The sequence below is a fragment of the Corynebacterium frankenforstense DSM 45800 genome (assembly GCF_001941485.1).
GTDB classification, from domain to species: Bacteria; Actinomycetota; Actinomycetes; order Mycobacteriales; family Mycobacteriaceae; genus Corynebacterium; species Corynebacterium frankenforstense.
In genome coordinates, this window is sequence record NZ_CP009247.1 from 1,901,327 (window position 1) to 1,916,618 (window position 15,292).

Annotated in this window: 10 protein-coding genes and 1 other RNA gene; 4 read left to right on the forward strand and 7 right to left on the reverse strand. The window is 72.6% G+C overall.

The window, feature by feature from the left end; translation table 11 throughout:
- Window positions 1–38: 38 nt before the first annotated feature.
- Both CFRA_RS08320 and CFRA_RS08325 read right to left on the reverse strand, forming a co-directional pair.
- Window positions 39–3,176 (reverse strand): bifunctional [glutamine synthetase] adenylyltransferase/[glutamine synthetase]-adenylyl-L-tyrosine phosphorylase, encoded by a 3,138-nt coding sequence (locus CFRA_RS08320; protein ID WP_075664268.1) that lies wholly within the window; start codon window positions 3,174–3,176, stop codon window positions 39–41.
- Window positions 3,177–3,193: 17 nt separating this feature from the next.
- A complete protein-coding gene (locus tag CFRA_RS08325; protein WP_075664269.1) occupies window positions 3,194–4,534 on the reverse strand; it encodes a glutamine synthetase family protein in 1,341 nt (446 codons plus the stop codon).
- A gap of 171 nt (window positions 4,535–4,705) precedes the next feature.
- On the opposite strand from CFRA_RS08325, the gene CFRA_RS08330 reads away from it, so the two are divergent.
- Together CFRA_RS08330 and CFRA_RS08335 are read left to right on the forward strand one after the other, a co-directional pair.
- The gene (locus tag CFRA_RS08330; protein WP_075664270.1) at window positions 4,706–5,950 is read left to right on the forward strand and encodes a DUF2786 domain-containing protein; all 1,245 of its coding nucleotides are present in this window, start codon (window positions 4,706–4,708) and stop codon (window positions 5,948–5,950) included.
- A 98-nt stretch (window positions 5,951–6,048) separates the two neighbouring features.
- Window positions 6,049–7,656: a CHAD domain-containing protein gene (locus tag CFRA_RS08335; RefSeq protein ID WP_075664271.1), complete on the forward strand. Its 1,608-nt coding sequence runs from the start codon at window positions 6,049–6,051 to the stop codon at window positions 7,654–7,656.
- A gap of 67 nt (window positions 7,657–7,723) precedes the next feature.
- On the opposite strand, the gene CFRA_RS08340 is transcribed toward CFRA_RS08335, so the two are convergent.
- Complete coding sequence (locus CFRA_RS08340) at window positions 7,724–7,918, reverse strand: hypothetical protein (protein ID WP_075664272.1); 195 nt, start codon at window positions 7,916–7,918, stop codon at window positions 7,724–7,726.
- Between the two features lie 128 nt (window positions 7,919–8,046).
- On the opposite strand from CFRA_RS08340, the gene CFRA_RS08345 reads away from it, so the two are divergent.
- Window positions 8,047–9,384 (forward strand): hypothetical protein, encoded by a 1,338-nt coding sequence (locus tag CFRA_RS08345; RefSeq protein ID WP_075664273.1) that lies wholly within the window; start codon window positions 8,047–8,049, stop codon window positions 9,382–9,384.
- A gap of 85 nt (window positions 9,385–9,469) precedes the next feature.
- Here the strand turns inward: CFRA_RS08345 and CFRA_RS08350 are convergent, their stop codons facing one another.
- Together CFRA_RS08350 and CFRA_RS08355 are read right to left on the reverse strand one after the other, a co-directional pair.
- Complete coding sequence (locus CFRA_RS08350; protein WP_075664274.1) at window positions 9,470–10,063, reverse strand: TetR/AcrR family transcriptional regulator; 594 nt, start codon at window positions 10,061–10,063, stop codon at window positions 9,470–9,472.
- Window positions 10,064–10,136: 73 nt separating this feature from the next.
- Window positions 10,137–12,593: an MMPL family transporter gene (locus CFRA_RS08355; RefSeq protein ID WP_083666913.1), complete on the reverse strand. Its 2,457-nt coding sequence runs from the start codon at window positions 12,591–12,593 to the stop codon at window positions 10,137–10,139.
- Window positions 12,594–12,829: 236 nt separating this feature from the next.
- On the opposite strand from CFRA_RS08355, the gene rnpB reads away from it, so the two are divergent.
- Window positions 12,830–13,256: RNase P RNA component class A (gene rnpB, locus CFRA_RS08360), an RNA gene on the forward strand.
- Window positions 13,257–13,360: 104 nt separating this feature from the next.
- Here the strand turns inward: rnpB and CFRA_RS08365 are convergent.
- Together CFRA_RS08365 and CFRA_RS08370 are read right to left on the reverse strand one after the other, a co-directional pair.
- Window positions 13,361–14,503 carry a bifunctional RNase H/acid phosphatase gene (locus CFRA_RS08365; RefSeq protein ID WP_075664275.1) on the reverse strand — a complete coding sequence of 381 codons (1,143 nt, stop codon included), beginning with the start codon at window positions 14,501–14,503 and terminating at the stop codon, window positions 13,361–13,363.
- Window positions 14,503–15,213: a zinc ribbon domain-containing protein gene (locus tag CFRA_RS08370; protein ID WP_075664276.1), complete on the reverse strand. Its 711-nt coding sequence runs from the start codon at window positions 15,211–15,213 to the stop codon at window positions 14,503–14,505. Before CFRA_RS08370 ends, CFRA_RS08365 begins: the two co-directional genes overlap by 1 nt.
- Window positions 15,214–15,292: the final 79 nt, after the last annotated feature.

Genomic DNA, 15,292 nt, shown 5'->3' on the forward strand with positions numbered 1-15,292 from the left:
CACCCCGCCCCGGAGGCGCCCCGCTCCAGGCGGCCGCGCTAGGGCTCGAGGGTGTCCTCACCCCAGAAGACGCGGTCGACCACCTTGCGCGCCCGGCGGGTGCGCCTCAGGTAGTCCTCGAGGAACTGCTGGTACTCGTTGGGCGCCCAACCGGCGGCCGCGGCGACGGCCACCAGCTGCGGGCCCGGCTGGGGCAGCTGGTCGATGCGCTTGCCGCGGGCGAGCACCAGGGCGTTGCGCGCGTGCGTCGCCGCGATCCAGGCGTCGCGCAGCCGGTCGGCGTCGGCGGCGTCGAGGATCTCCTCCTCCTTGAGCACCTCGAGGCACTCCAGGGTGGAGGTGTTGTGCAGCCGCGGGCACTCGTGCGCGTGCTCGAGGATGAGCAGCTGGACGGTCCACTCCACGTCGGTCAGTCCGCCGCGACCCAGCTTGGTGTGGGTGCTGCGGTCCGCGCCGCGGGGCAGGCGCTCGTCGTCGATGCGGGCCTTCATCCGGCGCACCTCGCGCAGGGTGGCCTGCGAGGCCCCGCCCTCGGGGTAGCGCACCGGGTCGATGACCTCGAGGAAGGCGCGGGCGACCTCGGGGTCGCCGGCCACCGGGGCCGCGCGCAGCAGTGCGACGGTCTCCCAGACCTCGCCCCACTGCGTGTAGTAGCGCCGGTAGCTCTCCACCGTGCGCACCGTGGGGCCGCTGCGCCCCTCCGGGCGCAGGCCCAGGTCGACGTCCAGCGGCGGGTCCTGGGAGGGTCTGGCCAGCCGGGCGCGCATCGAGTCGCAGACCTCCACGGCCCACTTGACGGCCTCGGCGTCGTCGACACCCGCGGCGGGCTCGGCGACGAAGAGGACGTCGGCGTCCGAGCCGTAGCCCAGCTCCGCGCCGCCGAGGCGGCCCATGCTGATCACGGCGATGCGCGCCGGCGGCTCCTCGGCCCCGTCGGCGGCCAGCCGGGCGCGCACCTCGGCGCGGATGGCGGCGTCGAGCACCGCCTCCCAGATCGCGGAGAGCGCCCGGCACACCTCGGGGACGTCGAGGAAGCCGAGCAGGTCGGCCGCGGCGATGCGGGCCAGCTCGGTGCGCCGCAGCGACCGGGCGACCCCGATGGCGCGGTCCGGGTCGGCGTGCCGCTTGGAGGCGGCGACCAGGGAGCGGGCGACGGTCTCGCTCGAGGTGTCGGTCAGCTTCGGGCCCGCGGCCCCGTCGCCGAGCATGCGCACGATGTCCGGGTTGGCGATGATCAGGTCCGCGGTGAACTGGGAGGTGCCCAGGATGTGCATGAGGCGCTGGCCGACGACGCCCTCGTCGCGCAGGAGCCGCAGGAACCAGCGGCGGGTGTAGGCGGCCTCGGAGAGCTTGCGGTAGTTGAGCAGGCCGGAGTCCGGGTCCGCGGTGTCGCCCAGCCAGTCCATCAGGGTCGGCAGCAGCAGCGCCTGGATCTTCGCCTTGCGCGTGGAGCCGGCGGCCAGGGCCTGTAGATGCTCGAAGGCGCGGCCCGGGAACTTGTAGCCCAGCGCGCCCAGCTGCAGCTTCGCCGCGTCCGGGGAGAGCTTGAGCGCGTCGACGGTTAGCGTGACCACGCTCTTGAGCAGCGGGCGGTAGAACAGGCGCGAGTGCAGCTCAGAGACGAGCCGGCGCACCCGCCGCAGCTCGTGGGAGAGGTGGTCGGCGGAGTCGCCGTCGGCGTCCGGGGCGAAGCCGGCCGTACGCGCCAGCCAGATCCAGGCGTCCTGGTCGCCGGGCTCCGGCAGGGTGTGGGTGCGCCGCAGCCGGTGCAGCTGCAGGCGGTGCTCGAGGGTGCGGATGAAGACGTAGGCGTCGCGCAGGTCGTGGCCGTCCTCGCGGCCGACGTAGCCGCCGCGGACCAGCTCGCCGAGCGCGTCGACGGTGGCGGTGGTGCGCAGCGACTCGTCGGAACGGCCGTGGACCATCTGCAGCAGCTGGATCGCGAACTCGACGTCGCGCAGGCCCCCGCGGCCGAGCTTGAGCTCGCGGTCCTTCAGGTCGGCGGGCACCGACTCGAGGACGCGGGAGCGCATGGCCTGGACGTCGTCGACGAAGTCGTCGCGCTGGCTGGCCGCCCAGATCATCGGGGCGAGCTGCTCGTGGTAGTCCTCGCCGAGCGGCAGGTAGCCGGTCTGCGGGCGGTTCTTCAGCAGCGCCTGGAACTCCCAGGTCTCCGCCCAGCGCCTGTAGTAGGTCACGTGCGAGTCGAGCGTGCGCACCAGCGCGCCGGAGCGGCCCTCGGGACGCAGGTTGGCGTCGACGTCGAAGAAGCACTTCGAGCCGATGCGGGCGAACTCGCCGGCCAGGCGGGTCAGCTTCGGGGTGACCTCGTCGACGACGAAGACGACGTCGACATCCGAGATGTAGTTCAGCTCGCGCGCGCCGCACTTGCCCATGGCGATCACCGCCAGGCGCCCGTCGAGCGGGGCGTCCTTGAAGACGCTCGCCACCGCCACGGCGAGGGCGGCCGTGAGCGCCGCGTCGGCGAGGTCGCTGAGCAGGCCGGTCACGGTGGTGAACGGCAGGGTGGGACCGCCGGGGTGGCGCTTGGTGGTCGGGTAGGTTCCGGCAAGGTCGTGGGCCGCCACGCGGGTGAGCAGGTCGCGGTAGGCCACCTTGAGCGCGCGGCCGGCCTCCGGTCCGGTCAGCCCGGCGCGGTAGGTACCGGCGGTCTCCAGGCTCTCCGCGGCCGGGTCCCCGCGCCCGTCGGCGGCGGGCTCGGCGAACTCGGCCGGGCGGGCGTCGACCGCGGTGAGCATGGAGCGCAGCATCTCGGCGCGGTCGGGCAGCTCACCGAGCAGCTCGCGCCAGCGCGCGGCGTGGGCCACCAGGTGGTCGCCGAGCGCGGCCGAGCCGCCGAGCAGCGCGAAAAAGCGCACGCGCAGGGCCTCGTCGGCGGCGAGGGCCTCAGTCAGTTCACGGGCGCCGGCGGCGCCGGCGCTGTCCACGCCCGCGGGAGGGGCCGCATCGGCGTCACCCGCGGCGTCGGCAATCGCGGCGACGAGGCGCACGGTGGTGTTGAGCGCGAGGTCGGGGTCGCCGCAGCCGGCCATCGCCCAGAGCAGGTCGTTGTGGGCGCCGTCGTCCCAGCCGAGGTCGGCGAGGTCCTCGGTCGCGTGCGGGCCGGTCAGCCCGAGCACGGCGGCGCGCGGGGTGCGGGCGCGTTCGGTCGCCATCTGCGCGAAGACCTCCCTCAGTAGTCCAGCAGGCGGGACAGCTCCCAGGAGGTGATCTGCTCCTGGTAGCGGTGCCACTCGTCCCACTTGGCGCGCAGGAAGTACTCGTAGACGTGCTCGCCGAGGATCTCGGCCATCAGCTCGCTGGACTCGAACTTCTTCAGCGCGTGGTCCAGGGAGCGCGGCAGGTCGACGTAGCCCATCGCGCGGCGCTCGCGGCGGGAGAGCAGCGAGATGTTGTCCTCCGCCGGGTCCTCGAGCTCGTACTCCTCGCGGATGCCCTTCAGGCCCGCGCCGAGCAGCACCGCGTAGGTCAGGTAGGGGTTGCAGCCGGCGTCGATGCTGCGCACCTCGACCCGGCGCGACTCCTCCTTGGTCAGCCGGTAGGTGGGCACGCGCACCAGCGCGGAGCGGTTGGAGACACCCCAGGTCGCGGCCGTGGGCGCCTCGTTGCCGAACATGATGCGCTTGTAGGAGTTGACCCACTGGTTGGTCACCGCGGAGATCTCCGGGGCGTGGCGCAGGATGCCGGCGATGAACTGCTTGGCCGTCACCGACAGCGAGAACTCGTCGTCCGGGTCGTGGAAGGCGTTGGCCTCACCCTCGAAGAGGGACATGTGCGAGTGCATCGCCGAGCCCGCGAACGCCTTGAAGGGCTTGGGCATGAAGCTGGCGCGCACCCCGTTGGCGGTGGCGACCTGCTTGACCACGTAGCGGAAGGTCATGATGTTGTCCGCCATGGTCAGCGCGTCCGCGTGGCGCAGGTCGATCTCCTGCTGGCCGGGCGCGGTCTCGTGGTGGGAGAACTCGGTGGCGATGCCCATCGACTCGAGCGCCACCATCGCCTCGCGGCGGAACTTGGGCACCTCGTTCTGGCTGGCCTGGTCGAAGTAGCCGCCGTTGTCGGTGGGCAGCGCCTGGTCGAGGCGGCCCTCGGGGAGCTTGAGCAGGAAGAACTCGATCTCCGGGGAGATCATGCAGTCGAAGCCGTCGGCCGCGGCGGACTGCACCTGGCGGCGCAGCACCTGGCGCGGGTCCGAGAGCGAGGGCTGGCCGTCCGGCATGGAGATGTCGCAGAACATCCGCGCCGCCCGGATCTCCGGCTGGTCCCGGTCGAAGGGCATCAGCTGGAAGGTCGAGGGGTCCGGACGCAGGATCGTGTCGGCCTCGGAGAGGCGCGCGAAGCCCTCGACCGAGGAGCCGTCGAAGCCCACGCCCTCCTCGAAGGCGCCCTCGAGCTCGGACGGCGACATCATCACCGACTTCAGGTAGCCCTGGATGTCGGTGAACCACAACCGGATGAACCGGACGTCGCGTTCCTCGACCTTGCGCAGCACGAATTCCTGTTGGCTGTCCATGTCCCCCACCCTACTGGCCCCCGGTGCGCGGGGGTGGCCGCTTGACGACGTCGCGCCTGCGTGCGCGACGCGTTCCCGTCACCGTTCGAACACATGGGGGTGGCATGTCACGCCCGTGCAGTTCAATGAGGCTTGTCCGCACATTCCACCGAACACCCGAGCGAGGCAGAAATGCACACGGACGACACGGACCACACCGCCGACTTCGACCCCACCGGTTTCTTCGACTCCTTCTCTGATTCTTTCGACTCCTCCCCCTTCGACCCCTTCGATCCCCTGGGCGGTTCCGGCCTCTTCGACGAGGCGGACCGCTACCGCTGGCGGCTGTGGGAGGACTGCCTGGACGCGGTGCGCGACGCGGCGGCGCGCGGCTGGCGCCCCGGCGACCTGCGCCACCTGTGCGGGCCCCAGGTCGGTCACCTCTGCTTCGTCGCCGCGGGCAACCTCGGCGTCGAGGTGCCCTGGCCGATGCGCGAGCTGTGGCTGCGCGAGGTCGAACCGGTCGCCGAGCCGAAGCTGAGCGTTCCCGCGCTAGAGGACCTGCGCCTGGCGCTGACGCGCACCCAGGTCCACCTGGGCGCGGCGCCGACCGCCCCCTCGGGCGGGCGACTCTCCCCGGCCGCCGAGAAGATCGCCCGGCGGGTGCGCGCCCTGCTGGACAAGGCGGCCTCGACGAACTACCCGGCCGAGGCCGAGTCGCTGACGGCCGCGGCCCACCGGCTGCGCCGGCGCCACCTGATCGACTCGATCGACGCCGGCGGTTCCGGTGGTGCCGGCGGGTCGGGCGGCTCCGGCGGGGACGGCCCCGCGGTCGCCGAGGCGCGGGTCTACCTGGACTCGCCCTGGGTGCGCCACCAGTTCCTGCTGCTGGTCAACGTCGCCGCCGCGAGCTCCTGCCGGTGTGTGCTGGTGCACCGCTGCGGCATCGTCGCCGTCTTCGGGGCCCCGGACGACCTCGACCACGTCGTCGACCTCTTCGCCAGCCTCAACCGGCAGCGCGCCCACTTCATGACCACCGGCCCGGGCGCGCGGGCGGCCGCGGCCCGGCGGGCCACCTCCGCCTACCGACGCTCCTTCCAGGTCTCCTACGCCCGCCACATCGGCGAGCTGCTGGCCGAGGCCGAGAAGCAGGTGACCGTGGAGGCCACCGTGGACGGACGCGACACCGCCGCCGCCCTGCCGGTGCTCGCCGACCGGGCCCGGCGCGCCGAGGACGCCTGCACCGAGGCCTTCCCGCAGACGTCGACGATGTCGCTGTCCGCGCGGGACTCCGCCGGCTACCTCGACGGCTGGCGGGCGGCCGAGCGCAGCCGGCTCGGCGGCGACTCCGCCGGGGTGCACGGACCGCACGCGCTGCCCGGCGGTGTCCCGGACGACGTCCCCGGCTCCGGGGCGGGGTCCACGCGGGCGGCCTGAGCGCGGCGGGGCCGGCGGGCCGCCGGGCCGCTAACATCGGAGGCGGAGAACTCAGATTCAGACGCACGCATGAGACGGGAAAGGTGGTGGGTGCTGAGGTGAGCACCTTCCTGGAGATCGAACAGACCTATGCGGCCCCGGCCGCGACCGAGGTGCCGGATCTGACCCGCATCGCGGAGATCGACCTCGTCGGCGACACCGACGAGTACTTCCTCAAGGCGCTCTACTTCGACACCCCGGACCTGCGCCTGGCCCGCGAGAAGATCACCCTGCGCCGGCGCACCGGCGGCCACGACGACGGCTGGCACCTCAAGCTGCCCGGCCGCGAGGGCCGCATGGAGATCGGCGCCGCGCTCGACGAGTCGCCCGACGGTGAGACCGTGCCGGACTCGCTGGTCCAGCGGGTGCGCGCGATCGTGCGCGCCCAGCCGCTGGTCCCGGTCGCCGAGGTGGACAACCACCGCCGCGAGTCCGTGCTCCTGGGCCCCGACGGCCACCCCGTGGCCCACTTCTGCGACGACCGCGTCGACGCCGAGGCGCTCCTCGAGGGCGGGGAGACGACCTCCTGGCGCGAGTGGGACCTCGAGCTGACCTCGGAGACGGCGGGCACCGCCGTGGGCCGCGGCGTGCTCGAGTCCGGCACCGAGGTCTTCGCCAGCGTGGGCGCGCGCGTCTCCGACTCGCCGTCGAAGCTGGTGCGCGCCCTCGGCTCCACCATGAAGACCGCGCCGGTGCCGCCGCGGCCGACCGAGTTCGAGAGCCCGAACGCCGAGGACGACCCCTTCGCGGGCATCCTCACCGCCCTCGTCGAGGCCCGCGGCCGTCTCCTGGCCGCCGATCCCGGCGCGCGCACCGGCCGGGCCTCGGCGATGCGTGACATGCTGACCGCCACCCGCGAGATCCGCAGCCTGATCAGCCTGTTCGCCGATCTCTTCGTCAACTCCGAGGCCGGCGACGAGCGCCTGGACCACCTGCTGCACGACGCCGCACGTCTGGCGGCGCTGGCACGCGTGCTCGAGGACGCCGACCGCGCCCACGAGGTGGACAAGCGCATGCGCCTGCTCCTCGACGAGGACCAGACCGGCCTGGTCGGCGACGACGCCCCGGGCAGGCTGACCCAGGCGACGCGCTCGCGGCTGACCCGCTCGCGCGGTCGCGTCGTCGCGGCCCTGGAGTCGGAGGACTACCTGGCCGTGCTCGACGACCTCGACGAGGTGCTCTCCGCCCCGCCGACCCCCGAGCGCGCCGAGCGGATCAAGGCCACGGCGATCATCGTCCGCGAGATCAAGCGCGCCTACATCGAGTTCCGCAACCTGCGCCGCGACGCGCTGGACACCATCGACGACCCGGCGGGCACGCACCGTGAGCTCGCGCAGCTCTTCGGCGAGATGCTCGTGGCCACCCAGACGCTGCAGACCGCGGCCACGCTGGCCCGCCGCCTGACCCCCTACCGCGGCAGCCGGCTCGAGGAGCAGGCCGGCAAGCTGGTCGCCGTGCTCGGCCAGGCGGCCGTGGCCGACGACACCGCGGCGGTCATCCACCGCCGCGCCCGCCAGGCGGCCCGCCGGGGCGTGGACACCTTCGGCTACGGGGTGCTCTACCAGGCGGAGATGCAGCGCTTCGGCGAGGTCGCCGAGCAGGCCGACGCCCGCCGCGACAAGACCCGCAAGGCCTACCGCCGCTTCAAGAAGTCGATCGCCGGCTGACGCTCAGCCGACTGGTCCCCGACGCCGGCGCGCCCGCTCCCCCGTGATGCGCGCCGGCGTTTCCGCGTCAGTCCTCCTCGCCCTCCCAGGCCTTGTCCTGCTCGTCGAACTCCTCGTTGCGCTCGGCGGCGGTCTTGAGGGCCTCACGGGCCTCGGCCTCGGTGTCGTAGGGGCCCATCCGGTTCTCCCAGGAACCGGTCTTGCCCTGGGTGACCTCGCCGGTGGCGGGATCGAAGTAGAACTTGTCGTCCTGGGCGGCCATGGCTGATCCTTTCCGTCGGGGTTGATCCGCCGCCAGCCTACCCGCGGTTAGAGTGGACCCGTCCCGGTCCGGCGCCGCCTCATGGACGGCCCGACCCCCACCGCCGTTCCCGGAGGCTTCCCCCGTAGATGTCCCACGAACCTGACTTCACCAGCACCGACCCGCGCGGCGCCGAGCTCGCCGCCGAGGCCGCCCGCCGCCACACCGCGCGCACCGGCTCCGCCCCGCGGGCGACCGCCTCGGCGCCGGGGACCTTCCCGGTGCTCGGCGAGGCCGCCGACTACTACGGCGGCGCGGTCGTCTTCGCCACCTCCGTCCTGCGCGCCGGCCTGGCCGTCAGCCCGCGCAGTGACGGCAAGGTCACCGTGGAGTACACCGGCCCGGAGGGCACCGTCACCGACGCCACCGACTTCGAGACCCTGGACAAGCTCGCCGCCGAGCAGGAGCCGGAGATCGACGAGGAGGGCCGCGAGATCGAGCCGCCGGCTCCCTCCGGCGGCATCGCGGTGCGCTTCGGCGGGGTCGCCTGGACCCTGCTGCACCGCCAGCAGATCCCCCGCGAGACCTCCGGGCTGGACGTCACCGTCTGCTCCGACATCCCGGCCGACGCCGGACTCGGCGCGCTCTCGGCGGCCGACGTCGCGCTCGCCCTCACGCTGCACTCGCTCGACGCGCAGGCCGTCGACGACGTGCCCGGCCGCGCGAAGCTGGCCGAGGCCTGCACCCAGGGTGTGGCGACGTTCTCCGAGGTTCCTGCCATGCGGGCCCGGCACACCGTCGCGCTGCGCGGGCGTGCCGACTCCCTGACGGTCATCGACTACTCGGACGGTTCGGCCGCACCGGTGGTCTCCCCCTTCAGCCGCGGGCTGACCGCGGTCGTCGTCGCCGACCAGGCGGGCGCGCCCGCCCGCCGCGGCAAGGGCGTTCCCGTGGTGCGGGCGCGTCGCCGCTTCCTGGACCACGCCACGCACGCCTTCGGCACCGACTCGCTGCGCCGGCTGCCGGACGCGAACGCGCGCACCGCCGACTGGCTCGACGCCGTCCACGAGGTGCACGGCACCGAGGGCACCCCGGAGACCGACGAGGCCCGCGAGTGGCTGGGCTTCTGGGAGCGCGAGACCGCCCGCGCCCTGCGCCTGGGCGCGGCCCTGCGCTCCCGGCACGTCGACGACGCCCTGGAGCTGCTCGCCGAGTCCGACCTGGACCAGGCCTCGCGTTACTCGGCCGCCCCGGAGCCGGGCCGGGTCTCGGCGGCCGCCCGCTCGGCCGGGGCACGTGTGGCCCGTGTCTGCTGCCTGGCCACCGACGAGGCCGCCCTGGCGGTGCTCCCCGCCGAGGGCGAGTCCGCGCTGAGCGTCGAGGAATTCGCCGCGAAGCTCACCGGGGCCGCCACGGGCTCCCCGCTCGTCGTCGAGCTGGGCTCCGGATCACCGGCGGCGCTCGAGGATGACGCCGCCGAGAAGTAGGTAGCCGGCACAGACGAGAGCGCCCGGTGCCACTCCACGCGGAGGTGACACCGGGCGCCGGTGTGTCCGGGCCGGGCGGGCCTTCCTACACCGGGATCGAGCCGAGCATCGCGAAGGCGCGGCGCACCAGCTGCTTGGGGTCCGCCGGTTTCCCGGCCTCGATCAGGTCGGTGTAGGTGTGGGCCGCCGCGCCGGCGGCGGCACCGGCGGCGCCGATGAGCACGCGGGCCTCGAGCTCCGGCAGCTCCGGGTCGCGCTCAGCGACCAGGGCCAGCAGCGGCTGTTCGACCTGCTCGCGGACACGCACGCGCGCATCCTCCGGCAGCGAGAAGTTGAGCACCTCGCTGACGCGCACGATCGCGGACAGCGGCCCCGGCTCACCCTCGCGGGCGGTCAGCCCGCAGACGGTCGCCTCCTCCAGGGCCGCCAGCAGTGGCTGATCCTTCGGGGCGCCGCGCAGCTCGTCGATGAGCAGCGTGACCTGGCCGACGACGTACTCGAGGAGCGCGTCCTCTCGGGAGGAGAAGTAGTTGTGGAAGGTGCGCGGCGAGACGCCGGCCTCCTCTGCGATGGCCGCGACGGTCAGGGCCTCGGTGCCGCGCTCGAACAGGATGCGTGCGGCCGATTCGATGATCGCGGCGCGCGTCGCGGCTTTCTTGGTCTCCCACAGTCCGGCCATGCCGGTTCTCCTCCTCCGGCCCGTCTCCGGGCCCGTTTTACGTGACCATCAATACTACGCGGGCGTAACAACGTCAGCGCTGGCCGGTGCCCCCGTCCCCGGCCGAGACCGCGGTGCTGCCACCGTCGCCGGGCTTGCCCTCGCCCGCCCCGGCAGCGTCCTCGGAGGCCGCCACCGGCGGCTCGAGGTCCTTGAGCCCCTCGCCCTCGATGTCGATGTTGGGCAGGATGCGGTCGATCCACTTGGGCAGCCACCACGCTCGGTCGCCGAGGAGGAACATCGTGGCGGGGATGATCATCATGCGCACCACGAAGGCGTCGAAGACGATGGCCGCCGCCAGAGCGAAGCCCATGGTCTTGATGAAAGGCATGTCCTGCAGGGCGAAGGCCGCGAACACGCTGGTCATGATCAGTGCGGCGGCCGTGACCACGCGGGCGCCGTGCTTGAAGCCGTTGGCGGTGACGTTGCCGGCGGTCTTGCCGCGGTGGTAGCCCTCGCGCATGCGGGTGACCAGGAAGACCTCGTAGTCCATCGCCAGGCCGAAGACCAGCCCGATGAGCATGATCGGCAGGAAGCTCAGCAGCGGCTGCGGGTCCTCGACGATGCCGCCCCAGCCCTCCTGGAAGAGAGCCACGGTCACGCCGAAGGTCGCGGCCACCGACAGCCCGAAGCCGAGCGCGGCGATCAGCGGCACCCAGATCGAGCGGAAGACGAGCATGAGCACCAGGAAGGCGAGCACCAGCACGATGGCGATGTAGGGGATGAGCACGTCGGCGAGGCGCTCGGACATGTCGTCGAAGATCGGGGTGGCGCCGGTGATGCCGTAGCTGGCACCGGTCTCCCCGTGGAAGTCCGCCTCGTGGGCGCGCAGGTCCACCAGAGTCTGCGAGGTCTCCTCGTCGGTGGCGCCACCGGTCGGCGTGATCAGCACCTGGGCGGCATCGCCCTTCTCGGAGACGCCGACGATCTGGGCGTTCTCCACGCCGTCGATCCGGGAGAAGTCCTCGACGGCCTGTCCGTAGACGGCCATGTTCTTCTGGGTGGCATCCGCGTCCGCGCCCTCGTCCTCCGGCGCCTCGACCAGCGCGATCATCGGGGCGTTGCGGCCGTCGCCGAAGGCGTCGGACGTGGTCTCGTAGGCGGTGCGCTGCGGCGAGCCCAGCGTCGCCGAGCCGTCGGTAGGCATCGCCAGGCGCATGTTGGCCGCCGGGATGGCCAGGAGGCCGAGCACGATCACGCCGGCACCGAGCGCCAGCCACGGGTGGGCGCGGACCTTGCGCACCCACAGCAGACCCATGGTCGGCTTCTCGTCCTCGGGGTCCGGGACCTTCGGCCCGGGCACTCGACCGGCGAAGGCACGGGTGCCCATGAGCCCCAGCAGGGCGGGCAGGAAGGTCACGGCGACCAGCACGGCGATGGCGACGGTCGCGGCGGCGGCCAGGGCCATCGCCGTCAGGAACGGGATGTTGATGATGGACAGCGCCGCCAGGGCGATGAGCACGGTGGTGCCGGCGAAGACGACGGAGGTGCCCGCGGTGCCGGTGGCCACACCCATCGCGTGCGCGCGCTGGTCCCTGCTCAGCCCACGCAGCAGTTTCGCCACGCCCTTGGGGTCGGTGTCGTAGGCGCCGGCCGCGGCGATCAGTTCGTTGCGGAAGCGCGAGGTGATGAACAGCGCGTAGTCGATGCCGACGGCCAGGCCGATCATGGAGGCCAGCGTCGGAGTCATCTCGTTGATGTCGGTCGAGAAGGCGGTGCACAGGCGCACGCCCAGCACGCCGAGGGCCACGCCGACCACGGCGGTGACCAGCGGCATGCCGGCGGCGACCATGGAGCCGAAGGTGACCAGGAGGACCAGGGCCGCCACGGCCAGACCGATCAGCTCCGAGGTCATGTCGAGCTCACGCTCGCCGTTGAAGGCGTTGCCGTTGTAGGAGACCTCGAGGCCGTCCTGGCCGTTGTGCTCGTTGAGCACGTCCATGACGCTGTGCAGCTCGTCGGAGGGGATGTCCATCGAGGACTCCGCGTCGAAGGCCACCCGGATGGTGCCGGTGGTCTTGTCCGGGCTCAACGGGCTGACCGCGGCGATGTCCTTCTCGATCTTGGGCTCGGGCACGCCCTGGGCGGACAGCTGCTGCGTCATCTGCTGACGCATGCCCGCGTCGGCCATGACCGGGTTGACCATCGGCTGGTCCTCGGTCTCGTGCAGGGCACCGGTGTCGCGCAGATCCTCGATCAGCGCGTCGACGGCCCGGGAGTTCTCGGGGTCGGCGAGGGTTCCGTCCTCGGCCTTGATGACGACCGAGCCGGTGGGCTCGTTGATCGCGTCGCCGGCCTCGGGGAAGTACTCCTGCATCTTCTCCTGGGTCTCGACGGCCTGCAGGCCCGGGATGTTGAAGCTGTCCGACGGTGTCTTGGCGAAGGCTCCGGCCAGCCCGGCCACGGCGACCAGGAGTATCAGCCACACGGCCAGGAACGGCCATTTCAGTCGGTAGGCCGTGCGGCCCACCTTGTAGAGGAATTTCGACATGCGTGTCCTTCTCGGAAAAGTCGGTTACCCGGTCCTGCCCTCCCCCACGGCCGCCTCTTGCAGCCGATGGAGGGGTTTGCACAATGAGCGCAAACCGGCGTACGGCGCAATGGTAAAGGGTTTGCACAATGACCGCAAACCCTTCGCGGGAAGGCCCGCCTCACCTGTGCCGTCGCGCCCCCGAGCCCCGGATGCGGTCCGCGGCCGGGTGCGGGGGTACTCTGGTTCACCGCGAATGAGTCGGCCCACGGGAGCCGCGGCGCAGCGAACCGGCCGGTTTCACCGGTCAGGCGCACACGTCGAGGAAAGTCCGGACTCCGCAGAGCACGGTGGTTGCTAACGGCAACCCGGGGTGACCCGAGGGCACAGTGCAACAGAGAGCAGACCGCCGCGTCGGTTCGCCGGCGCGGTAAGGGTGAAAGGGTGCGGTAAGAGCGCACCGGCGGGTCAGGTGACTGGCCCGGCCAGGTAAACCCCACCGGGAGCAAGGCACCGAGGTCCCACCTTCGGGTGGGCCGGGAGCGGACGTTCGAGGGCTGCTCGCCCGAGTCCGCAGGTAGCTGCTTGAGGCGGCCGGCGACGGTCGACCCAGATGGATGGTTCCCGCGGCCCCCGCCGTCAGGCGGGGGACGACAGAATCCGGCTTACCGGCCGGCTCATTCGCCCCACTTCTTCTTCAATTTCCGACGCCGCGCGCCGCACCCGGGGGCGGTTGCGCGCGACGTCGGCGCGACGCGACGTCGTCAATTTCCGACGCCGCGCGCCACTCACCGCGGCAGGCCGCCGGTGACGTTGACGGCGCGCACCGTTCCGGCGCCGTCGGTGAACTCGACCACCGAGACCCCGGCGAGGTCCAGGAAGACGTGGCCGAAGGTGTGCGCGTCGCCGCCGAGCGCGTTGGCCAGCACGGACTTGATCGGGTTGACGTGCGAGACCGCGAGCACGGTCTGCCCGGCGTACTTCTCGAGCACGCCGTCGAGCCAGCGCGAGACGCGCTTGTGCAGGTCGGCCAGCGACTCGCCGTTGGGCGGGGCGATCGTGGGGTCGGCCAGCCAGTCGGTGTGGACCTCGCCCGCGCGCTCGTGGGCCTGGGTGAAGGTCAGGCCCTCGAAGTCACCGAAGTCGACCTCGATGAGGCCCTCGTCGACGTCCACCTCGAGCGAGAGGGCGTCGGCGCAGAACTGGGCGGTCTCGCGGGCCCGCTCGAGCGGCGAGCAGACGACGGCGTCGATCCCGCCGCGGGCGCGGATGAGCTCGGCGGCCGCGGCGGCCTGCCTGCGGCCGGTCTCGGTCAGGGCCGGGTTGGCGTGCCCGGAGTAGTAGCCGGCCGCCGAGTAGGCGGTCTGGCCGTGGCGCAGCAGGATCAGGCGGGTGGTCGTCCCGCCCGGCGCGCGCCAGCGCTCGGGTCCGCTGGGGGCCCCCTCCGGCGCGGGCTGCTCCCCCGCCCCGGCCCCGCCGGTGGACTCCGCGGCGATCTCGCCGACGGCGTGGCCGGCCTTGGCGGCGTCCATGGCCTTGTTGGCCAGCTCGTCGGCCTCGGCGTTCTCCTTGCGCGGCACCCAGGTGTAGCTGACCGAGTCGAAGCCGGCGGCGATGCGGTTCGCCTCCATGGCGAGCTTCTTCATGTCGGGGTGCTTGATCTTCCAACGCCCGGACATCTGCTCGACGACGAGCTTGGAGTCCATGCGCACCTCGACGGCCCGTGCGCCCAGCTCGGCGGCGGCGGAAAGCCCGTTGATCAGGCCCTGGTACTCGGCGACGTTGTTGCTGGCCTTCTTGCCCACCACCCAGGCGATGCGGCGCAGCACCGCACCGGTGGCGGGGTCGGAGACGATCGAGCCGCAGCCGGCCACGCCGGGGTTGCCCCGGGAGCCGCCGTCGGCCTGGACCCGCAGCAGGTCCGCGGCCATCAGGCGACGCCCCGCACGAGGTAGGTGCCGCAGTTCGGGCACTCGGGGAGCTCATCGGCCGGCGCGGCGGCGATGCGCGAGCGGTCGGCGGCGGGCAGCACCATGTAGCAGCCGGAGCAGGAGCGGCCGTTGAAGCGGGCCACCCCGACGTTGTTCTCGGCGCGCCGCGAGTCGTAGGCGGCCAGCACCTCGGCGTCGAGGCCCTCGCGCAGCTCGTCGACGCGGGCCGAGGGGTCCTCCGGGGCGGGGGCGGCGCCGGCGGCGGCCTCGGCCTCGGCGACCTTCTTCTCCAGCTCCTGAAGGTCCTGGACCTGGCGGTCGTAGTTGCCGCGCAGGGCGTGGACCTCGTTGTGGCACTCCATGAGCTCGCCCATCAGGTCCGCGATGCGCGACTTGGCCGCGTAGCGGTCGTGCTCGAGGTCGCGGCGCTTCTCCTTGTCGGTCTCGGCGGTCAGCTGCCGCTTGTCGTCACGCTCCCGGGCGCGCAGGCGGCGCTCGTCCTCCTGGATGCGCAGGATCTCCGCCTCCATGTCGGTGACGGCCAGCTTGGCCGAGGCGGCGGAGCGCTGGGCGCGGTTGCGGCGCTCGGTGAGCTTGGCCAGCTCCTTGTCCTCCTCGGTCTGCTGCGGGGCGTCGCCGCCGGCGGCGATGCGGCGCTCGAGATCGGCCAGCTGGAGCAGACGCTGCTGGGCGGCGGGGTCGAGTTTCACGGTCAGTGTGGTCCTTTTCTGCGGGTTGTGGGTTTCTCGGATACTTGGAATTACTTGGGTTACCTGCCGGTCCAGTCCG